The following is a 21,307-nucleotide window of genomic DNA, read 5'->3' as shown; positions in this document are numbered from 1 at the left end:
CATGCCCCTCAAGGTGAGCCTCGTCTCCGCGGACGCGGAGGTCTGGTCGGGTGAGGCGTCGCTCGTCGTCGCCAAGACCGTCGAGGGCGAGATCGGCTTCATGTCCGGTCACGAGCCGGTGCTCGCGATCCTCGCCGAGGGTCAGGTGCGCATCACCGAGACCTCAGGTACCAAGATCATCGCCAACGCGCAGGACGGCTTCCTGTCGATGTCCGGCGACGACCTCACCATCGTCGCCGGAAACGCCGCGCTGATCTCCTGACACACCAGCGTAGAACTCGGCCGGTCCCCGCGGGGGCCGGCCGAGTCGTTTCCCCGCATCGCCGTCGGTCTCGCGACGGCCCCGCATCCCACGGAGAGTCATGCTGATCCTTCTCCCGCCGTCCGAGACCAAGCGGGCGGGTGGCTCGGGGCGACCCCTGGGCGTGGCGGGCCTGGCGCTTCCGCAGCTGACGGCGCAGCGCGAAGCGGTGATCGATGCGCTCGTCGGCCTGTCCGCCGACGCCGACGAAGCCGCCCGCGTGCTGAAGCTCGGGCCGACCCAACGCGGCGAGATCGCTGTAAACGCCGCCCTGCGCGCGGCGCCGACGATGCCCGCTATGGATCGTTACACCGGTGTGCTCTACGACGCGCTGGACGCGGCATCCGTCTCCGCCGCCGGCCGTCGCTGGCTGGGGGTCCACGTGCTCGTGCACTCGGCACCGTTCGGCCCGGTGGGTGCCCTCGACGCCATCCCGGCCTACCGCCTCGGCGCCGCCACTTCGGTTCCGGGCGTCGCGCCGCTGCGGCGGCTGTGGGCGCAGGCGGTCACCGCCGCCATCGCGGATCTCGATCCCCGGTTCGTCCTGGACCTCCGTTCCGAGGCGTACGTCGGCCTCGGGCCCGTGCCGGCCGGCACCGCGTCGCGCTACATCCGTGTGGTGAGCGAAGGCTCCGACGGCGCAGTGCGCGCGCTGAACCATTTCAACAAGCACGCCAAGGGCGCACTCGTGCGCCGGCTCGCCGAGGATCGCCCGCGCATCGGCTCGGCGGCGGCTTTCGTACGGTGGGCGGATGCGGCGGGCCTGGGTGTGCGCGACATCGGCGGCGGTGAGCTCGAGCTCTTCGCCTGACCTTCGACAGGCTCAGGGAACGGCCACTGAGCTTGTCGAAGCGCGCTCAGCGCCGGGTGTGCTGTGCGGTGCGCTCGGTGTTCTCGGCGATCGCGATCAGGGCGACCACTGCCTCGATGATGAACCGCAGCATGATGATCGCGAGGAACGTCAGCACCGGTACGACGATGATCGTCGCAACGAGTCCGCTGATGCCGGCGCCGACGTCGAACCACATGATGGAGACGGCGCCCATGATGCCGCCGACGAAGTAGACGATGAAGCCGATGCCGATGGCGATCAGGCCCACGAAGTAGAACACGCTGGCGAGGCGCCGCGTGATGAACGTGCGGAACGAGAGGTCGAACAGGGCGGCGAAGAAGCCCTTGCCGACATCGGCCGCCTCACCGCGGACGGTCGGGACGCCGGTGTCGTCGGGGTCGGCGCCGCGTGCAGCCGCTGCGGCGGACTGCGGCGGCAGCGGCGGGGGAGTGGGAGCGGAAGGAGTCTGGTCGGTCATGGCGGCCCTTCGATCGGGTTGTGTGCTCAGGCTATCCACCGGCACGCGAGGGGGTCATCCCCCGATATGACCTCAATGCTGACAGGAAGCTGTGAGCCTCGCTAGCATGTGTCGAGCGGAGCAGGGGCTCCGCGGGCGCGTCCCGATGCGTCGCGAATCGACTCTCTCGGAGGTCGCTCCACCATGACCATGGACTACAACGACGGCAGCGGGGCAGGGGCGCTCATCGCCTGGCTTGTCCTCGCACCATTCTTCTTCCTGCTCGCGATCGCCGGCTATGTCATCGGCTCGTGGTTCCTGATGAAGATCTTCGACAAGGCGGGAGTGCAGGGCCGCTGGCGCGCGTGGGTGCCGGTCTACAACACCCTGATCTTCGTCAAGCTCGGCGACCTCAACCCGTGGTGGCTGCTGGTGCTGTGGGGCGGCGGAATCGTGCTCGGCTGGGTGCCGGTGCTCGGCTCGCTCATCGGCCTCGCCGCCTTCCTCTACACGCTCCTGGCCGCCTGGCGGGTGGGGCTCAAGCTGCAGAAGGAAGCCGTCTGGCTGATCCTCTACTTCTTCCTGGCCATCGTCTGGCTCGGCATCAACGCGTTCGACCGCTCGCGGTGGAACACCGCCATCCCGGCGGCTCCGTGGGCGGGCAACTTCCTGGCCGACACCACCGTGTGGTCGGGTGTCCCGTCCCAGGCGCCGTCCGGGGGCTACCCCGCCAACCCGGCGACCGCGCCCGGCTATGGCGCTCCCGCGGGCTACCAGCCGCCGGCCGGATACACCCCGCCGCCGGCACCTCCGGCCGGCTACACCGCGCCGCCGGCACCTCCCGCCGGCTACACGCCGCCGCCCGCCGCGCCCGCTGCGCCGCCCGCGGCTGCGCAGCCGCCCGTGTCTCCGCCGCCTGCGCCGGGAACCCCGCCGGCTCCCGAGCCGCCGGTCACCGGGCCTCCCGCGCCGGAGGCACCGAAGCCGTAGCACTCCTCGACAGCCCCTCGCCGCCCGGCGGGGGGCTGTCGTGCTGCGCGCTGCCTGCGGCAGACGAGCCAGGGGAGCGGCGGGTCGAGGCGGTGCCGCTCGCGCAACCCGGGCGGCGGCATCCGTCCGCGGGGATAACGTGGACGCATGACCTCGACTGTTCCGCTGCGCCGGGTCGGCGCGTCCGGCCTCCTCGTCTCCGCCGTCGGCCTCGGCTGCAACAACTTCGGACGTGAGGGCACGCACACCGAGACGCTCGAGGGCACCCGTGCCGTGCTGGACGCCGCGATCGACGCCGGCGTGACGTTCCTCGACACGGCCGACATGTACGGCGGCGAGCCCGGTCAGTCCGAGACGCTCATGGGCGAGGCGCTCCGCGGCCGCCGCGATCAGGTCACCCTGGCGACGAAGTTCGGGCATCCCGGTCGCGACATGGGCTACCCGCCGTCGGGTGCGAAGGGCTCGCGGTCGTACGTGCGGCGCGCGGTCGAGGCATCCCTCACACGCCTGCAGACCGACTGGATCGATCTGTACCAGCTGCACGTGCCCGACGACGACACCCCGCTCGAAGAGACCCTCGATGTGCTCGGCGACCTGGTGCGGGAGGGCAAGGTGCGCTACATCGGCCACTCGAACTTCGCGGGGTGGCAGATCGCCGAGGGACACTTCGCCGCGCTCATGCGCCACGGCGTGCCGTTCGTCTCGTCGCAGAACCAGTACAGCCTGCTGTCGCGCGGCGCGGAGCGGGACGTGCTGCGCGCCGTCGAGCGGTACCGCCTGGGGTTCTTCCCCTACTTCCCGCTGCACAACGGACTGCTGACCGGCAAGTTCACACGGGAAACCGCACCCGCCGACACGCGCATCATCCGGCAGCGCCGGCACATCTACGACGACGCGCCCTGGGACGCGCTCGAGGCCTTCCAGGCGTTGTGCGACGACCGTGGCATCACGATGCTCGAGGCCACCTTCGGATGGCTGCTGTCGCACCCGGCGCTCTCGAGCGTCATCGCCGGCGCGACGACGCCCGAACAGGTGCGGTCCAACGCGGCAGCGGCCTCGGCGTGGACGCCGTCGCAGGCCGATCTCGACGCGATCGACACGCTGTTCCCCGTCCCCGAGAGCGCCTGACCGCGCCCGGGCCGGCGCCGGGAGTGAGTTCGCCGACGGCGTAGGCGACGGCTTGTCGGCGGCGCGCGCGCAGGCGTAGCGTCACATCTCGTGCGTGGTCCGCGAGGGCGGACGGGTTCCGCGCTTCGAAAGGACCGTCGTGCTCGGAAAGCTCCTGGTGCGCTACCTCAGCCCGGCCTGGCCGCTCATCGTGGCCGTCGTCGTCTTCCAGCTGGCCCAGTCGATCGCATCGCTCTGGTTGCCGACGCTCAACGCCGACATCATCGACAACGGCGTCGTGACCGGCGACATCCCGTACATCTGGTCCACCGGCAGCGTCATGCTGATCGTCAGCCTGGTGCAGGTCGTGTGCGCGATCGTCGCCGTGTACTTCGGCTCGCGGCTCGCCATGGGGATGGGCCGCGACCTGCGCGGCGACCTCTTCCATCGCGTGGTCGCGTTCTCGCAGCGCGAGGTGGGGCAGTTCGGCGCGCCGTCGCTCATCACGCGGAACACCAACGACGTGCAGCAGGTGCAGATGCTGGTGCAGGTGTCGGCGACGCTGATGATCTCGGCGCCGATGCTGGCGATCGGGGGCGTCATCATGGCGGTGAGCCAGGACGTCGGCCTCTCGTGGCTGATGGCGGTGGCGATCCCGGTGCTGCTGGTCATCGTGGGACTGATCGTCTGGCGCATGGTGCCGGCGTTCACGCTGATGCAGACGCGGATCGACCGCGTCAACCAGATCATGCGCGAGCAGCTGACCGGCATCCGCGTCGTACGCGCCTTCGTGCGAGAGAGGCAGGAGCGGGCACGGTTCGCGCGCGCCAGCGACGACGTCAAAGATACCGCGCTGCGCGCCGGCAATCTGATGGCGCTGATGTTCCCCGCCGTCATGCTCGTCATGAACCTCTCGAGCGTCGCCGTCATCTGGTTCGGAGCCTTCCAGGTGCAGAACAGCGGTGTGCAGATCGGCACGCTGTTCGCCTTCCTCACCTACCTCATGCAGATCCTCATGGGCGTCATGATGGCGACGTTCATGTTCGTCATGATCCCGCGCGCGGCGGTCTGCGCGAATCGCATCGGCGAGGTGCTCGAAGCGGAGCCGTCGGTCTCGGCGCCGGCGGTCCCCGCATCCGCTCCCGCCCCTGTGGGCCGCATCGAGTTCGACCACGTCGACTTCGCCTATCCGGGCGCCGAAGAGGCCGTGCTGCACGATCTGACCTTCACCGTCGAGCCGGGTACGACGACGGCCGTCATCGGATCGACCGGTTCGGGCAAGACCACCCTGATCAGCCTCGTGCCGCGCCTATTCGATGTGACGGCAGGCAGCGTCCGCATCGACGGCGTCGACGTCCGCGAGTACGACCCCGACGAGCTGTGGACCCGCGTGGGGCTCGTGCCGCAGCGTGCCTTCCTGTTCTCGGGCACGATCGCGTCGAACCTGCGCTACGGCGACCGCGACGCCACCGACGAACAGCTCTGGGAGGCGTTGGAGCTGGCACAGGGGGCCGAATTCGTGCGCGCCATGCCCGACGGCCTCGAAGCGCAGATCGCACAGGGCGGCACCAACGTCTCGGGTGGACAGCGGCAGCGGCTCGCGATCGCGCGGGCCCTCGTGAAACGGCCGGAGGTATACATCTTCGACGACTCGTTCTCGGCTCTGGATCTGCGGACGGATGCCGAGCTGCGGCGCGCGCTGGACAGGCACCTGCCCGATGCGACGAGGCTCGTCGTCGCGCAGCGCGTGTCGACGATCCAGCACGCCGATCAGATCGTCGTGCTCGATCACGGACGCGTCGTGGGCATCGGCGCGCACGACGACCTCGTCGAGACATGCCAGACGTACCGCGAGATCGTGGAGTCCCAGCTCGCGGCGGAGGCGGCATGAGCAGCGCCCAGAACTCCCGTCCCGCCCCGGTCGGTCCTCGCGGCGGCCCGTTCGGCGGTGCCGGCGTGCCGGCTGCCAAGGCGAACAACTTCGGCCCCAGCGCGAAGCGGCTGCTCGGCACCCTGCGCTCCGAGATGCCGCAGCTGATCGTCGTGCTCGTGTTCAGCATTCTGTCGGTCACCCTCTCGGTGATCGGCCCCAAGCTGCTCGGCGAAGGCACGAACGTGGTGTTCGCCGGCTTCATCTCGCTGCAGGTGCCCGAAGGTGCGACCCAGCAGCAGGTCGTCGACCAGCTGGTCGCCTCCGGCAACCAGGACCAGGCGAACATGATCGCCGCGATGGACTTCGTTCCCGGCGCGGGCATCGACTTCGACCAGCTCGCTCGCATCCTCGCGCTGGTGCTTGCCGTCTACGTGTTCTCGAGCCTCTTCGGCTGGCTGCAGGCGCGCATCCTCAACGGCGTGGTGCAACGGTCGATGCATCGTCTGCGCCTGCAGGTCGAGGACAAGGTGCACCGGCTCCCTCTGTCGTACTTCGACCGCGTGCAGCGCGGCGAGCTGCTCAGCCGCGTCACGAACGACGTCGACAACATCGGCCAGACGATGCAGCAGACGCTGTCCCAGGTCATCATCTCGCTGCTGACAGTGATCGGCGTGCTCACGATGATGTTCATCATCTCGCCGCTCCTGGCCGTCATCGCCCTCGTCACGATCCCGCTCACCATCCTCATCACGGTGCTGGTGGCGCGGCGCTCGCAGAAGCTGTTCGTGCAGCAGTGGAAGACGACAGGCGTCCTCAACGCCCGCGTCGAGGAGACGTTCTCGGGCCACTCGGTCGTGAAGGTCTTCGGCCACCAGAACGAGGTCGAGGCCGACTTCCGCGCCGAGAACGAGGAGCTGTACCGCACGAGCTTCGGCGCCCAGTTCCTGTCGGGCGTGATCATGCCCGCCATGATGTTCGTCGGCAACCTCGTGTACGTCGCGATCGCCGTCGTCGGCGGCCTGCAGGTGGCGGCGGGGCTCATGTCGATCGGCGACGTGCAGGCGTTCATCCAGTACTCACGCCAGTTCACGCAGCCGCTGAGCCAGCTCGGCTCCATGGCGAACCTGCTGCAGTCCGGTGTGGCGAGCGCCGAGCGGGTGTTCGAGCTGCTCGACGAGGACGAGCAGACGCCCGACGACGACCCGGCCGAGACCGCCCCGGACTCCGCCAGCCGCCTCGAGTTCGAGGACGTCTCGTTCCGCTACGTCCCCGACAAGCCGCTCATCCACGGGTTGACCCTGGCCGCTCAGCCGGGGAGCACGGTCGCGATCGTGGGCCCCACCGGCGCCGGCAAGACGACGCTCGTGAACCTGATCATGCGGTTCTACGACGTGGACTCCGGCCGGATCACCCTCGGCACCGCTTCGGATTCGGCCGCGGGCGCTGTCGACACGCGCAGGATGACGCGCGACGACCTCCGCGCGCGCACCGGCATGGTGCTGCAGGACACCTGGCTCTTCTCGGGAACGATCCGCGAGAACATCGCCTACGGCCGCCCGGAGGCGACCGAGGAGGAGATCGTCGCGGCCGCGACGGCCGCCTACGTCGACCGCTTCGTGCACGCGCTGCCCGAGGGCTACGACACAGTGCTCGACGACGAGGCGACGAACCTCAGCGTCGGGGAACGGCAGCTCATCACGATCGCGCGCGCGTTCCTGGCGGATCCGCGGATCCTCATCCTCGACGAGGCGACCTCGTCGGTCGACACCCGCACCGAGCTGCTGATCCAGCGGGCGATGTCGCGCCTGCGCGAGGACCGGACCGCCTTCGTGATCGCCCACCGCCTGTCGACGATCCGGGATGCCGACCTCATCCTCGTGATGGAGAGCGGTTCGATCGTGGAGCAGGGCTCCCACGACGAGCTGCTCGCGGTGAAGGGTGCCTACTGGCGGCTCTACAACGCGCAGTTCGAGGGTGCGGCGGAGTCCGATGACCTCGTGTCTGTGCCGGCAGTGCCGCTCGCGCCCCCGCCGACGACGGCGCAGATCGTCGTGGAAGGGCTCGCCGAGTCCGAGGACGCCGTGGAGTAACCCACTAGTATGTGATGACGCGGGGGCGAAGGGCCACCGTGCACCGGACGGGGAGGACACCGCGTGCCCGAGGTTTCCACCGAGTCTCTCGCCGTCCCGGTACCCGGTGGTGTGTTGGAGCTCTCGTGGGCCGCCGTGACCGACACCGGTCGCCGACGCGAGGTGAACCAGGACGCGATGTTCGCCTCGTATCCGCTCTTCGTCGTTGCAGACGGCATGGGCGGACACGTCGGCGGTGAGATCGCGAGCGCGAGCGCCATCGAACGCCTCCGCGCCGTCGCCGACAGCGGCCATGTGTCGCCGAAGACGATCGAGAAGGCGCTGGCGCGGGCTGTCAAAGACATCGCGTCGCATCCCGAGGCCACCGACGACGGCACCGGCACCACCGTGACGGGGGTCTTCCTCGACACCACGGGGGAGGCCGCGCACTGGGTGACCCTCAACATCGGCGACTCGCGCGTGTACCTCGTGCGCGACGGCGCGATCGTCCAGATCACGACCGACCACTCCGTCGTGCAGGAGCTCGTCGCGGCCGGCCGGCTCAGTCCGGAAGAGGCCGAGAACCACCCGTACGGCAACGTCATCACGCGCGCCGTGGGCCCGAGCGAGGGTGTCACGCCGGACTACGTCCGCCTCGACGTGACCGAAGGCGACCGGTTCGTGATCTGCTCGGACGGGCTGACGAAAGAGCTCACCGACTACGGCATCCGTCACTTCCTCGACGAGAACCCCGATCCCGCCGACGCGGCGTCCGCCATGCTGGAGGCGGCACTCGAGAACGGCGGGCGCGACAACATCACGATCATCGTGCTCGACGTCGGTCGTCCGGCGGATGCTGACGCCGACGAGGGATCGCCGGCGGACGACGGCTCCTCCCCAGAAGGGGAATGAGCCGGGGGATCCACAGATCCCCGTCATCGTCGTTCACGGAAGCCGTGGCAGGGATGGACTGAGCGCATGCGCTCGACCGCTCTCCCGACCCTCGAGGCCGCCACCGGCCCCGCTGCCGTCTCTGTCGCCGACGACGAGCCGCTGACGCTCCCGGCAGCGTGGCGTCCGCCCGCGCGTCCGCCGCTGCCCATCGTGGCGGCCGTCGTCCCCGTGGTCGGCGCGGTGGCCCTCTGGCTCGTCACCGGCTCGGTGTTCTCGCTGTGGTTCGCATTGCTGGGGCCGGTGATCGCGGCGGCGACGGTGCTCGACGCACGCCGAGCGGCAAGGAAGGACGGCAGGCGCGCCGCGGCAGAGGCCGCCCACGCCCGCGCCGCGGTCGCATCGGCGGTCTCCGCGCGCCATACCGGCGAGCGCGCGCAGCTGTGGACCCTGCATCCCGATGTCGCCCGCCTCGTCGCGGGCGGCGGCGACATCTGGCGCGGCGGTCGTGCCGCGTCGATCGTGGTCGGCGAGGGGGAGCGGCCGAGCATCGTGCGGGTGACCGGTGGCGACGGAGACCCGGATGCCGCCGACCTGCGTCGGCGGGCCGCCCGGTTGGCGGGCGCCCCAGTCACGGTGCCGCTCTCGGCCGGGATCGTCGTGGTCGGCGGCGAAACGCTCGCCGCCGCGGTGCAGCGGGCGCTGGTGCTGCAGTTGTGCTTGGCGCTCGCGCCCGGCGATCTGCGCATCGTGGGAGCGCTCGGACCGGCGCTCGAGTGGATCCAGGCGCTGCCGCATCGCGGCGCAGGCGGCGGGTCGGCGCTCGCGGTGATCGGTCCCGGCGAGCTCGCGCCCGCGGACGCCGACATCGTCATCGCTCGGTGCCGTCCGGGCGAACCGCTGCCGCCGCGGTGTCAGGCGGTCCTGACGGTGGCCTCGCCGGGTGTCGCGCGGATGGAGCACGCCGGCGAGGTGGTGCCGCTCCGGGTCGAGGCCGTCGCTCTGGCACAGGCCGAAGACGTCGCCGCTGACCTCACCGCCCGGGCGGAGCGCAGCCTCGGTCTCGTCGGCGACGGGGGCGAGCCCGTCGCGCTGGCGCCGCTTCTCGACGGCGTTCCCGAGACGACGCGGGGCCTTCCCGCGCCGATCGGCGTCGCCGGCGGGCGGACGGCCGTCGTCGATCTCGTGGGGGACGGGCCGCACGCCGTGGTCGCAGGCGTCACCGGCGCGGGCAAGAGCGAGCTGCTCATCACCTGGATCCTCTCGCTCTGCGCGACCCGCACCACCGACGAGGTGACGTTCCTGCTCGCGGACTTCAAGGGCGGCACCGCCTTCGACGGCCTCGCCGGCGTTCCGCACGTCACCGGCGTCATCACCGATCTCGACGGCTCGGGAGCACGACGCGCGATCGACAGCCTGCGGGCCGAGCTGCGCCGCCGCGAGGCGACCATCGCGGCCGCCGGCGCCCGCGACATCCTGGATCCCCGGGTGCGGCTCGCGCGGTTGGTCGTGGTGGTCGACGAATTCGCCGCGCTGCTGGCAGACCATCCCGAACTGCACGGGCTCTTCGTCGACATTGCGGCTCGCGGCCGCGCGCTCGGCATCCATCTCATCCTCGGCACACAACGGGCGGCCGGCGTGATCCGCGACAATCTGCTCGCGAACTGCCCCCTGCGGATCAGCCTCCGTGTGACGGATCCCGCCGACAGCCGTGCACTGCTGGGCACCGACGACGCTGCTCGGCTGCCCGGCGGGGCGGCCGGGCGGGGAACCGCATTCGTGCGTCGCGCCGGAGACACCGCACCCCAGCAGGTGCGGATCGCCCTGTCGGACGCCCGGGACGTCGCGGCCGCGGCCCTCCGGACCGGGCATCGCGCCCCCACGCGTCCGTGGCTGCCCGCGCTGCCCGCGCTGGTGACGGTCGATGAGCTCGCCGCACGCGCCGCGGCGGGCCGGGAGCCTCCGCCACCGGGAGGCGTGCTCCTCGGCCTGGCGGACGAGCCTGAGCGTCAGCGGCAGCCGGTCGCCGTCGTGGGTGCGGCCGATCGGGCACTGCTCGTGCTCGGCGGGCCGGGGTCCGGCGTCTCCAACGTGCTCGAGGTCATCGCGGCGCAGACCCGGGGGCACGCCGTTCGGGTGCCGGCGCACCCCGAGCGCCTGTGGGACGCCGTCTCCGCCCTGCACGATGAGCTGCCCCCGGCCGGGTCCGTCGTGCTCATCGACGATCTCGACGCCCTCCAGCTGCGCCTGCCCCCGGAATACGCGCACGTCGCGCTCGAGCGCGTCGAGGGTCTCGTCCGCCGCGCCGGGGACGCGGGGGTGCTCGTCGTTGCCGGCGCCCACCGCATGACGGGCGCGGTGTCGCGGGTTGCCGAACTCTTCGCACGACGGCTCGTCCTGCCGTACCCCACGCGAGTCGACCACGCCGCAGCAGGCGGCGATCCCTCGGCGTTCGACCCCGCAGCGCCGGCGGGCCGCGGGCGTCTCGACGGGCGTGCGGTGCAGATCGCCGCGGCCCCGGCCGTGCCACCTCTGCGTGCGCCGGTTGATGAGCAGTGGATGCCGGCGGCCCGGCTCACCGGTGTGGTCGCCCGCCGGTCGCCGGCGGGCAGGCGGGCGCTCGCCGTCTGGCGCGAGCAGGGCGTGCGGGTGCTCGAGGTCGACGATTACGTGACGGATCCGGCATCCACGGCGGACGCGTGCGTCGTCATCGTCGGCGAGCCCGACGACTGGCAGCGTCACTGGCGCCTGCTCGCCGACGTGCGGGGCGACCACGACCTGGTCGTCGACACGACCTGCGCCGCAGAACTTCGCGTCGTGGCCGGGTACCGCGGCGTGCCGCCGTACTGCGAGCCCGGCGCGGGGCGCGCCTGGCTCATCTCGGCCGGAGCGGAGCCCGTGCGCATTGTCCTTCCCTCCGGCGATGTCCGGCCGAACCGTCGGGACAGTATGTTGACCAGCTCTTCGCCCACCGCTTAGCGTCACTCTGTGGCTACAACCCCGATCGATCTGCAACGGCCTGAGGGCAAGGGACTCGCCGCCGGCACGCTGGGCCTCTGGGGCTCCACCGTCATCGGCCTCGCGTCCACCGCTCCGGTCTACTCCCTGGTGGCGACCCTCGGGTTCGTCGTCCTCGCCGTCGGGGCTCAGGCGCCCATCGCATTCGTCATCGCGTTCATCCCGATGCTGTTCATCGCGTTCGCCTACCGTGAGCTCAACAACGCCGTGCCGGACTGCGGCACCACGTTCACGTGGGGCACGAAGGCGTTCGGTCCGTGGGTGGGCTGGATGGGCGGATGGGGCGTTGCCGTCGCCGGAATGGTCGTGCTCGCGAACCTCGCCCAGATCGCCGGCATCTACTTGTGGGCACTGATCGACGGAATCGTCGGCAACGCCGAGGACGCACTCCTCTCGGAGAACGTCCCCCTCGTCACGGCGACCGGTGTGGCGTTCATCGCGGCGATGACGTGGGTCAGCTGGCGCGGGGTCGAGATCGGCGAACGGATCCAGAACGTCCTGCTCGGCATCCAGTACCTCGCGCTGGCCATCTTCGTCGTCGCCGCGCTGTGGCACTTCTTCGCGGGCACCGCGCCGGACCCGACCCCGTTCGACTGGTCGTGGTTCAACCCCTTCGCGTTCACGGAGTGGGGCGGCTTCGTCGAGTCGATCCTGCTCGCGCTCTTCATCTACTGGGGTTGGGACACCTGCCTCGCTCTCAACGAGGAGACGAAGGACCCCAAGCGCATCCCCGGTCGGGCCGCGCTGCTGACCACGGTCATCCTGCTGGTGACCTACGTCGGCGTCACCGTCGCGGCGATGATGTACGCCGGTCTCGGCAGCGAAGGCACGGGCCTGGGCAACGAGGCGAACGCCGACGACTTCTTCCTCGCCATCAAGGATGGCCTGCTCGGTCCGCTCGGCTGGGTGCTGGTGGTCGCTGTCATGATCTCGGCGATCTCGTCGACGCAGACCACGATCCTGCCCACGGCGCGAGGCACACTGTCGATGGCGGCCTACAAGGCGCTTCCCCGGCGCTTCGCGTCGGTCCACCCGCGCTACAAGACCCCGTCGTTCTCCACGCTCGTCATGGGCATCGTCGCATCGCTCTACTACATCGGGATGACCCTGATCAGCGACAACATCCTGCAGGACTCCATCCTCTCGCTCGGACTCGCCATCGCGTTCTACTACGCGATCACCGGCTACGCCTGCGTCTGGTACTTCCGCCGCGAGCTGTTCACGTCGGCGAGGAACTTCTTCTACCGGTTCCTGTTCCCTCTCCTGGGCGCGCTCATGCTGACCTACGCGTTCGTGCAGTCGGCGATCGACATGTACGACGTCGACTACGGCTACACAGTCCTGCTCGGAATCGGCGGCACCTTCGTCCTCGGCATCGGCGCACTCGCGTTCGGCGTGCTGCTGATGTTCCTGTGGTTCGCGTTCCCGCGCGCCAAGCCGTTCTTCCGCGGTGAGAGCCTGAACCGCGACACCGAAGTGCTCGTGCCGGAGGATCCTGCCGATTTCTCCCGGTCCATCGACGGCGGGCTGGCCTGAGCTGAGCCGGACCTCGCCGGGTCGCGGCTCAGCGAGCCGGCGCGTCATGGGCCGGGGCGTCAGGGGCCGGGGCGTCAGGGGCCGAGGTGCGCTCCGCAGCCCACCTCGTACGCCTCCCGCAGCCAGGAGGCGACGGTCTCGTCGAACTCGCTCTCGTCGGCGAGTCGGAACTGGTGCACGAAGAGTCGCCGCCCGTAGGGGGAGACACCGAGGATCCGGGGGTCGGGGGGCAGTTCGCGCATCAGGTCGAAGTACCCGCGCACACCCTGGCGGATCGGCCGGGCGCCTGCGAACCCGCGCCGAGGACCGCGGAAGGTGATCGTGGTCTTGGCCACCGCGTGCGTCACCGGGCCGAAAGTGCCGATCAACTCGTCGATGTGGTGCCATAGGCGCACGGCGTCGGGATCGGCGCCTCGAAGATGGTCTTCCACCGTCCATTCGCGGTCATCCGTCATGACACCAGTGTCGCGCGGGGCAGCGACACGCGCAGCCGGCCACGCACCTCGGAGCAGCCGTCGGCAGAGCTCAGCGCACCAGGCCCGACAGTGCAGAAGCCCCGGACGCGAGGCATCCGGGGCTTCTGCTGCGCGTTCAGACGAGCGCGACGTCCAACGGTGCGAGCTCGAGATCGTGCGCCATCGCTACGCCCGCGTTCGCGACCTGGCCGCCGACGGTGTTGAGGCCCGTCGCGAGGGCGGCGTCCGACCGGAGTGCCGCCTGCCACCCATGCCGGGCGATCTGGCGGATATAGGGGAGGGTCGCGTTCGTGAGGGCCGAGGTCGACGTGTTCGGGACGGCGCCGGGCATGTTGGCCACGCAGTAGAAGATGCTCCCGTGCACCGGGAACGTCGGGTCGGCGTGCGTCGTCGGGTGGGTGTCTTCGAAGCAGCCGCCCTGGTCCACCGCGATGTCGACGAGCACCGATCCCGGCCGCATGCGTGCGACCATGCCGTTGGTGACGAGTTTCGGGGCTTTGGCCCCGGGGATGAGCACGGATCCGATGACGAGGTCCGAAGCGACGACCGCGCGGTCGAGATCCAGCGGGTTGGAGGCCGCGGTCTTCACCCGGCCTTGGAAGTGGTCGTCGAGGTAGCGGAGCCGCTGGACGTTGGTGTCGAACACGGTGACGTCGGCGCCCAGCCCGACCGCGATGACGGCCGCGTTCGCGCCCGCCACACCGCCTCCGATGACGGTCACCGTCGCCGGCCGTGTGCCGGGCACTCCCGACATCAGCAGGCCGAGCCCGCCCGCGGAGCGCATCAGCGTGGCGGCGCCGACGGTCGGCGCGAGCCGCCCGGCGACCTCGCTCATCGGCGCGAGGAGCGGCAGCCCGCCGCCGGGGAGCTGCACCGTCTCGTACGCGATGGCGGTGACGCGGTCGGCGACCAGGCGCTCGGTGAGCGGGCGGTCGGCGGCGAGATGCAGGTACGTGAACAGCACGAGGTCGTCGCGGAAGTAGCCGTACTCGCTCGCGATCGGCTCCTTGACCTTGAGCAGCAGCTCCGCCCGCTCCCACACCTCCGCGGCGTCGTCCAGCAGGACTGCTCCGGCCGCCTCGTACTCGGCGTCCGGCATGGACGACCCCTCGCCGGCGCCGCGCTGCACGAACACCTCGTGGCCGGACGCCACCAGATCATGCACTCCCGCAGGCGTGAGGGCGACCCGGTACTCGTTGTTCTTGACCTCGGTGGGGACGCTGATCCGCATCGTGTGATCCTTTCCGCTCCGCCGTTGGAGCGCTCGGGCTCCTCGTGGGAGCGCCTCTAGAAGGCGGGGCGGATGGCCCCGACGTCCTGCCCGCCGCCCGTGATGGTCAGCGGAAGCTTCGACAGCGTGTCGGCGACGTCGGCCGACGCGAGCGCGCCGTGGCGTTCCAGCAGCCGCAGAGCGACGGCGGTGGCGGCGCGGCCGCTCCCGTCCAGCATCTTGAGCGTCACGGTGGTGCCGTCGGGGGCCACCATCACCATGACGCCCTCCGCGCCGCCCTTGGCGAAGACGCCGAGCCGCTCGATCGCGATCGTGTCGGCGCGTCCCGGCCCGTCGATCGTCCACGGGTTCGCCCGAACGGCGTCGACCAGCGCGCCGGCGCTGCGATGCAGCGCGAACGGCGAGGTGGTCGAGGAGTTGCCGATGCGGTGGATGGCGCGGGCCAGTCCGAAGAGGGTCATGGCGTAGACGGGCGCGCCGCAGCCGTCGACCGCGGTGGCGGCGATCTTCTCGCCGATGAGACGCTCGATCGTCTCGCGGATGAGGATCTGCACCGGATGCCCCGGCGCGAGGTAGCCCTTAGGGTCCCAGCCGTTGACGACGCTGGTGAGGAGCATGGTGGCGTGCTTCCCCGAGCAGTTCATGCGGATGCGTGACGGCTGACCGAGCTCGCGCACCAGCTCATCGCGGGTGACGGTGTCGCCCGGCCATGCGGGCGGACACCCGAGATCCTCCTCGCCGAGCTGGGCGAGGGAGAGGATGTCGCGCACGACCGCGACGTGACGTTCGGTGCCCGAGTGGCTCGCCGTGGAGAGTCCGAGCTGCTCGCCCTCCAGGGGCGCGCCGGCCGAGAGGCACGCGAGCGCCTGGAGCGGCTTGAGGCTCGAGCGGGGGAGGATCAGTGCCGACGGATCGCCGAGCTTCTCGGCGATGGTGCCGTCGGCGGCCAGCACGATGGCGATGCCCGCGTGTCGCGACTCGACGAAACCGCTGCGTTCGACAACGGCGAGTTCGACGGCGTCGGCTGCGGCGAAGGTCTGCGGCACCTCGTCAGCCTACCGCCGGAGGCGACGTCGGCCTGCATGACAGACTGTGCTCATGTGGGGCGAGCATCGATACTCCGTCCGGACGACCTGGACGGGTGACCGCGGCACCGGCACCTCCGGCTACCGGGACTACGACCGGGCCGTGACGATCGAGATCGACGGCAAGCCCGCGCTGCCGGCCTCGGCGGACAAGCCGTTCCGCGGCGATCCGTCCCGCTGGAACCCCGAGGACATGCTGCTCGCCGCCCTCAGCGAGTGCCATCTGCTGTCGTATCTCCACGCCTGCGTGCAGGCGGGCGTGGTGGTCCTCGGCTACGAGGACGAGGCATCCGGTCTGATGGTCGAAGACGGGCGCGGCGGCGGCGCCTTCCGTGAGGTCGTGCTGCGGCCGCGCGTGACCGTCGCGGACGCATCGATGACGGATGCCGCGACCGCCGCGCACGCGCAGGCGAACGAGTGGTGCTTCATCGCCAACTCGGTGAACTTCCCGGTGCGCCACGAGCCCACGGTGGTTGTCGCCGGCGCCTGACTGCCCCACGCTCGACGACCGGTGCGGTCGACCGCGGAGAACCGCGCCTCAGCGGCGCTCGTGCGGGAGCACCTGCTTGATGCGGTCGATCGTGTTCTGCGCCGGGACCTCGTTGTAGGCGTTGGCGAGCTCCTGACCCGACAGGGCGTGGATCGCGGCCATGATCTCGTCGGTGGCGAGCCGGCGGGCCTTGCCGGACGAGGCCGGACCGTGGTGCGCGAGGTCGAGCGGCTCGCCGAACCTGACCGTGATGCGGTGGCTGAGCGAGGGCATCTTCGCGCCGACCGGCATCACGTCGTCGGTGCCGATGAGACCGACGGGAACGACCGGTGCGCCGGTCTGCAGAGCGAGGAAGGCGACGCCCGTCCGCCCCTTGTAGAGACGGCCGTCGAGCGAGCGCGTGCCCTCCGGGTAAAGTGCGACGGCGCTGCCCTCTTCGAGCAGCGTGCGCTGCTGGTCGAGCGCGTCGAGGGCCGCCTGCCCGGCGCCGCGCTGGACTGGGATCGCTCCGATGGCCGTGAAGAACCAGCGGGAGAGGCCGCTCTCGAAATAGCTCGCCTTCGCAAGGAAGTGCACGGGGCGAGGCGAGGCCACGGGGATCGCGATCGAGTCGATGAACGACAGGTGATTGCTGGCGAAGATGACCGGCCCGGACTTCGGGACGTTCGCCTTCCCGTCCACGCGAGGGCGGTACACGATGCGCGCGAGAGGCCGGATGATCTGGCGTCCCATGGCGTAGGTGAAGCTCATCCGGCGAGCCGGAGCGGCGGAGGATTCGGGCGCTTCCGGCGATTCGCCGGCGTTGTCATCGGCGCCGGGTACGAGGTCGGAAGTCACCCGTCGAGGGTACCCCCGATTGCATTCCGGTATCGGCATAGCCGTTTCCCAGCACGAACGGAGCAAAGATGCGAAAAGATGGACACTTCCCTTCCACGTCTCGAGGTTGTTCCGTGCGCATTCGCCCGCTCGCCGCCCTGTCCGTCGCCGCGATGTCGGCCCTCCTGCTCGCCGGCTGCGCCGGCTCCGCCGAGCCGGACGCCACTCCCAGCCCGTCGTCGAGTGCGGCCAGCTCGGATTGCGGACTCGATCCGCAGCCCGGCGCCGACTCCGACGCGATCACCGTCTCCGGCACCGCCCCCGAGCTGACGGCGGAGGTGCCGGCCGATCTCGAGTTCGCGGAGCTTCAGCGGACCATCGCCGAGGATGCCGACGGTGACGACCTCGCTGTCGGCGAGCTCGTCTCCGGCCAGTACCTCATCATCGACCCGACCACGGGCGAGGTGCTGCTCGATTCGGCCACCACCACGCCCGACGACTCGGGCCTCGTCCCGATCATCGTCGACGGCAGCGGCATCTTCGGCAGCAGCGTGCTCTGCACGCCGCTCGGCTCCGCCACCGCGTTCACCATCCCCGGCTCCATGCTGGGCGAGGGCGCCGCCAACGCCGTCGTCGTCGCGCAGTCCATCGACCAGCTTCCGACGGTCGCCACCGGTGCCGAGCAGGACCCGGTGGAAGGCATGCCGGAAGTCGAGCTGGAGGATGACGGCGCGCCGACCATCACGGTTCCCGAGGAGGAGCCGCCGGCCGAGGTGCAGATCGCCGATCTCAAGCTCGGCGACGGCGCGACCGTCGAATCGGGTGACACCGTGTTCGTGCAGTACCGCGGCGTCAAGTGGTCGGACGGCACCGAGTTCGACTCCAGCTGGAGCCGCGGAACGCCCGCGCAGTTCCAGACGACCGGCGTCGTCGCGGGCTTCCAGCAGGCGCTCGAGGGTCAGACGGTCGGCTCGCAGGTGCTCGTGGTGATCCCGCCGGCGGCCGGCTACGGCGAGGGCGAGATCAATGACCAGGACCTGAAGGGCGAGACGCTCGTCTTCGTCATCGACATCCTGGGCGTGCAGCGGGCCGCCGCCGCCGAGTAGTCGACCCCGGAGAGACTTCGACCGCATCCGGCCCGGCGATAGGCTGGCCGGATGCGGCGCGTCCTGATCCTCGGCTCGACCGGTTCCATCGGCACTCAGGCGCTCGACGTCGTGCGGGCCAATCCCCGGCGGTTCGAGATCGTCGGCCTCGCTGCGGGCTCCGATCGCGCCGGCCTCGACGCGCAGGCCGCCGAGTTCGGAGTCGAGAGCACCGCCCTCGGCGCGGTGGAGGCCGAGCAGCTGGTCCGCGACGTCGAAGCCGATGTCGTGCTCAACGGCATCACCGGCTCCGTCGGCCTCGGACCGACTCTCGCGGCCCTCGAGACCGGCCGCACGCTCGCGCTCGCCAACAAGGAGTCGCTGATCGTCGGCGGAGACCTCGTCACCGCACTCGCGCGTCCCGGACAGATCGTGCCGGTCGACTCCGAGCACTCGGCGATCGCGCAGGCGCTGCGGTCGGGGGAGCGCAGCGAGGTGCGCCGGCTCGTGCTGACGGCGTCCGGCGGTCCGTTCCGGGGGCGCAGCCGCGCCTCGCTCGATGCCGTCACGCCCGCCGAGGCCCTCGCCCATCCCACCTGGGACATGGGGCGCGTCGTCACGACGAACTCGGCGACCCTCGTGAACAAGGGGCTCGAGGTGATCGAGGCGCACCTCCTCTTCGGCGTGTCCTACTCGGACATCGACGTCGTGGTGCACCCGCAGTCGATCGTGCACTCGATGGTCGAGTTCGTCGACGGATCCACGATCGCGCAGGCGTCGCCGCCTGATATGCGCCTGCCGATCTCGCTCGGGCTCGACTGGCCGAACCGCATCGCAGGAGTGGGCCGGCCGCTGGACTGGACGACGGCGACCGCGTGGACGTTCGAGCCGCTCGACGACGCCGCGTTTCCCGCGGTGCGCCTGGCGAAGCAGGTCGGTCGCGCGGGCGGAACCTACCCCGCCGTGTTCAACGCCGCGAACGAGCAGGCTGTGGATGCCTTCCACGAGGGCCGGCTGAGCTTCCCCGGGATCATCGATGTCATCGCCCGCGTCGTCGATGCGCACGACGCTCCCGACGCGCTGACGCGGGCCGCGCTCGCCGACGCCGAGGAGTGGGCCCGCCGCGCCGCCGACAAGGCGATCGCCGCGGCATCCTGATCCCGCCCCGCCGTCTCCGCGCCGCCCGCCTGCCGCGGCCCGGCGGTGAACGATCCGGCCTCGCGCGACCGGCGAGCGCCGCGCGCGGGAGCGGGGCGCGGGCGCGCGAAACGCGCGGGGAGCAGACGCGTCAGGTCGTGGGATATACCGGGCGGAGGGGATCGGATGCCGGGGTCTCGTGCTCCGGGTACGGCACCGGCCAGTGCGGTTCGGGCACGGGCCAGCCGGCCTCGCGCAGGGCGCGACGGGCGAGCTCTCGTGCCGAGTAGGGCGTGCGGACGCCGCGGATGTCGCGATAGTCCTGATGTCCAGGCCCGGCCCACAGGATCGCATCGCCGTCGCCGACCAGCGCGACGGCCTCGATGATGGCGCGCTCGGGCGGGGAGAACTCGTGGATCTCGGCATCCGGCTGCGCCCGGCGTGCGCCTTCGACGAGAGTGGCGCGGATCGAATCGGGATCCTCGTGGCGCGGGTGGTGGTCGGTGACGACGAGGATGTCGCTGCCCTCGACCCCGGTGCGCCCCATGTCGTGCCGCTTGGTGGCGTCGCGGTCCCCGTCGGCGCCGAACAGCATGATGACCTTGCCGGGTGTCACACGGCGCACCGCGGCGAGCGTCTTCTCGAACGCGTCGGGCGAGTGCCCGAAGTCGACGTAGACGGCAGGGCCGGTCTCTCCCGAGACGAGCTCGGTGCGCCCCGGCAGGTAGGCCTCGATGCGGTCGCCGTCGAGCGCCGCCACGAGCCGCTCCCACGCGTAGCCGCCCTCCAGGATCATCACGATCGCGAGGCCGGCGTTGGCGGCCATGTGGCGTCCGATCACGGGGACGAGGGTCGTCAGGGTGCGGCCGTCGCGGGCGGTGAGGCGGAACTCGGTGCCGACCGGTCGCTCGTCGAGGATGTCGACGACCCAGTCTGCGGCGGCTGCGGCATCCGGATCCGAGGCGAGGGCGGGTGTGCCCACCGTGACAGTCTGCACCTCGCTGCGCGCCACGACCTCCGCACCGGGTTCGGAGTCGATGCAGACGACGGCGCGGCGCGCGCGGTCGGGTCGGAACAGGGGCAGCTTCGCCTCGAAGTACTCGCGCATGTCGGCGTAGTCGTCGAGGTGGTCGTGGGTGAGGTTGGTGAAGCCGGCGACGTCGAACACGATGCCGTCGACGCGACGGCGGCTGAGCGCCTGCGCGCTCACCTCGACCGCGACGGCCTCGACGCCGCGCTCGCGCATGAGAGCGAGGAGGGCGTGCATCTCGTACGCCTCGGGCGTCGTCAGCCGGGACACGACGATCTGGCCGGCGATGTGGCGCTCGGCGGTGGAGGAGAGTCCGGTCGTCGCCCCGAGCTGGCCGAGGATTCCCTCGAGCAGGTGCGACACGCTGGTCTTGCCGTTGGTGCCGGTCGTGCCGAACAGGAGGGGCAGGTCGTCGTCGCGGCCCGTGCTGTACACCCACGCCGACAGCTCGCCGAGCAGAGCGCGGGGGTTGTCGACCAGCACCACCGGCAGCCCGCTCGCGGCGGCGACGTCGGCACCGGCGGCGTCGGTCACGACCGCGACGGCACCCTTCTCCGCCGCCGTCGCGGTGAACTCCGCGCCGTGGCGGTAGACGCCCTGGACGGCGACGAACACGTCGCCGGGGCGGAGATCGGCGGTCGCGAGGGTGATGCCGGTCAGCGCGACGTCGGCGACGTCGCCGCGGACGTCGACGGCGAAGCGCGCCGCGAGATCCGCGAGGGAATGGGTCGGCGGCGCGTCGGGGCGGAGTACCGGGGGCAGGTTGGAAGGCGCGTCGGTCGGCATGGCGCATCCATCTTCGCACGGCGCCCGGGCCATGATCGGAGACCCCCTCTCCGGTCGTTGAGCGAGGGAGCGCCAGCGACCGAGACGAAACACCTCG

Annotated in this window: 18 protein-coding genes; 12 read left to right on the top strand and 6 right to left on the bottom strand. The window is 70.9% G+C overall.

The window, feature by feature from the left end:
- Position 1: 1 nt before the first annotated feature.
- Together B1729_RS00090 and yaaA are read left to right on the top strand one after the other, a co-directional pair.
- The gene (locus tag B1729_RS00090) at positions 2–262 is read left to right on the top strand and encodes a F0F1 ATP synthase subunit epsilon (protein ID WP_163616522.1); all 261 of its coding nucleotides are present in this window, start codon (positions 2–4) and stop codon (positions 260–262) included.
- Between the two features lie 100 nt (positions 263–362).
- The gene (gene yaaA, locus B1729_RS00085) at positions 363–1,112 is read left to right on the top strand and encodes a peroxide stress protein YaaA (protein WP_163616524.1); all 750 of its coding nucleotides are present in this window, start codon (positions 363–365) and stop codon (positions 1,110–1,112) included.
- A gap of 46 nt (positions 1,113–1,158) precedes the next feature.
- Here yaaA and B1729_RS00080 read toward each other — a convergent pair whose 3' ends face one another.
- Positions 1,159–1,611: a DUF4282 domain-containing protein gene (locus B1729_RS00080; RefSeq protein ID WP_163630014.1), complete on the bottom strand. Its 453-nt coding sequence runs from the start codon at positions 1,609–1,611 to the stop codon at positions 1,159–1,161.
- Between the two features lie 183 nt (positions 1,612–1,794).
- Between B1729_RS00080 and B1729_RS00075 the strand changes: the two genes are divergently transcribed.
- From B1729_RS00075 to B1729_RS00045, 7 genes are all read left to right on the top strand, one after another.
- The gene (locus B1729_RS00075; protein ID WP_239526064.1) at positions 1,795–2,580 is read left to right on the top strand and encodes a DUF5684 domain-containing protein; all 786 of its coding nucleotides are present in this window, start codon (positions 1,795–1,797) and stop codon (positions 2,578–2,580) included.
- A 147-nt stretch (positions 2,581–2,727) separates the two neighbouring features.
- Entirely contained in the window at positions 2,728–3,708 is a 981-nt protein-coding gene (locus B1729_RS00070) for an aldo/keto reductase (RefSeq protein ID WP_163630012.1), read from the top strand.
- 139 nt (positions 3,709–3,847) lie between these two features.
- The gene (locus B1729_RS00065) at positions 3,848–5,578 is read left to right on the top strand and encodes an ABC transporter ATP-binding protein (protein ID WP_163630010.1); all 1,731 of its coding nucleotides are present in this window, start codon (positions 3,848–3,850) and stop codon (positions 5,576–5,578) included.
- Complete coding sequence (locus B1729_RS00060) at positions 5,575–7,650, top strand: ABC transporter ATP-binding protein (protein WP_163630008.1); 2,076 nt, start codon at positions 5,575–5,577, stop codon at positions 7,648–7,650. The genes B1729_RS00065 and B1729_RS00060 overlap by 4 nt, the downstream gene beginning before the upstream one ends.
- A gap of 63 nt (positions 7,651–7,713) precedes the next feature.
- Positions 7,714–8,541, top strand: coding sequence for a protein phosphatase 2C domain-containing protein (locus tag B1729_RS00055; RefSeq protein WP_163630006.1), 828 nt, complete (start codon positions 7,714–7,716; stop codon positions 8,539–8,541).
- A gap of 66 nt (positions 8,542–8,607) precedes the next feature.
- On the top strand, positions 8,608–11,499 hold the full coding sequence (locus B1729_RS00050) for an FtsK/SpoIIIE domain-containing protein (protein ID WP_163630004.1): 2,892 nt from the start codon (positions 8,608–8,610) through the stop codon (positions 11,497–11,499).
- 9 nt (positions 11,500–11,508) lie between these two features.
- Complete coding sequence (locus B1729_RS00045) at positions 11,509–13,074, top strand: APC family permease (protein WP_163618922.1); 1,566 nt, start codon at positions 11,509–11,511, stop codon at positions 13,072–13,074.
- Positions 13,075–13,148: 74 nt separating this feature from the next.
- Here B1729_RS00045 and B1729_RS00040 read toward each other — a convergent pair whose 3' ends face one another.
- From B1729_RS00040 to B1729_RS00030, 3 genes are all read right to left on the bottom strand, one after another.
- Entirely contained in the window at positions 13,149–13,529 is a 381-nt protein-coding gene (locus B1729_RS00040; RefSeq protein ID WP_163618920.1) for a DUF5655 domain-containing protein, read from the bottom strand.
- A 136-nt stretch (positions 13,530–13,665) separates the two neighbouring features.
- Positions 13,666–14,781 (bottom strand): alanine dehydrogenase, encoded by a 1,116-nt coding sequence (gene ald, locus B1729_RS00035; RefSeq protein WP_163618918.1) that lies wholly within the window; start codon positions 14,779–14,781, stop codon positions 13,666–13,668.
- Positions 14,782–14,837: 56 nt separating this feature from the next.
- Entirely contained in the window at positions 14,838–15,827 is a 990-nt protein-coding gene (locus B1729_RS00030; RefSeq protein ID WP_163618916.1) for an asparaginase, read from the bottom strand.
- 52 nt (positions 15,828–15,879) lie between these two features.
- Here B1729_RS00030 and B1729_RS00025 point away from each other — a divergent pair, with 52 nt between their 5' ends.
- Positions 15,880–16,356, top strand: coding sequence for an OsmC family protein (locus B1729_RS00025; RefSeq protein ID WP_163618914.1), 477 nt, complete (start codon positions 15,880–15,882; stop codon positions 16,354–16,356).
- 48 nt (positions 16,357–16,404) lie between these two features.
- On the opposite strand, the gene B1729_RS00020 is transcribed toward B1729_RS00025, so the two are convergent.
- On the bottom strand, positions 16,405–17,106 hold the full coding sequence (locus B1729_RS00020) for a lysophospholipid acyltransferase family protein (protein WP_163630083.1): 702 nt from the start codon (positions 17,104–17,106) through the stop codon (positions 16,405–16,407).
- Between the two features lie 200 nt (positions 17,107–17,306).
- Here B1729_RS00020 and B1729_RS00015 point away from each other — a divergent pair, with 200 nt between their 5' ends.
- Together B1729_RS00015 and dxr are read left to right on the top strand one after the other, a co-directional pair.
- On the top strand, positions 17,307–18,278 hold the full coding sequence (locus tag B1729_RS00015; protein ID WP_163630002.1) for an FKBP-type peptidyl-prolyl cis-trans isomerase: 972 nt from the start codon (positions 17,307–17,309) through the stop codon (positions 18,276–18,278).
- A gap of 51 nt (positions 18,279–18,329) precedes the next feature.
- On the top strand, positions 18,330–19,415 hold the full coding sequence (dxr, locus tag B1729_RS00010; protein WP_163630000.1) for a 1-deoxy-D-xylulose-5-phosphate reductoisomerase: 1,086 nt from the start codon (positions 18,330–18,332) through the stop codon (positions 19,413–19,415).
- A 130-nt stretch (positions 19,416–19,545) separates the two neighbouring features.
- On the opposite strand, the gene B1729_RS00005 is transcribed toward dxr, so the two are convergent.
- Positions 19,546–21,210, bottom strand: a complete 1,665-nt coding sequence (locus B1729_RS00005; RefSeq protein WP_163618908.1) for a UDP-N-acetylmuramoyl-L-alanyl-D-glutamate--2,6-diaminopimelate ligase — start codon at positions 21,208–21,210, stop codon at positions 19,546–19,548.
- Between the last annotated feature and the right edge of the window lie 97 nt (positions 21,211–21,307).

Origin of the sequence: Microbacterium sp. B35-04 (genome assembly GCF_010634885.1) — a bacterium.
Classification (GTDB): domain Bacteria; phylum Actinomycetota; class Actinomycetes; order Actinomycetales; family Microbacteriaceae; genus Microbacterium.
This window is presented reverse-complemented; position numbering and strand designations above follow the sequence as displayed.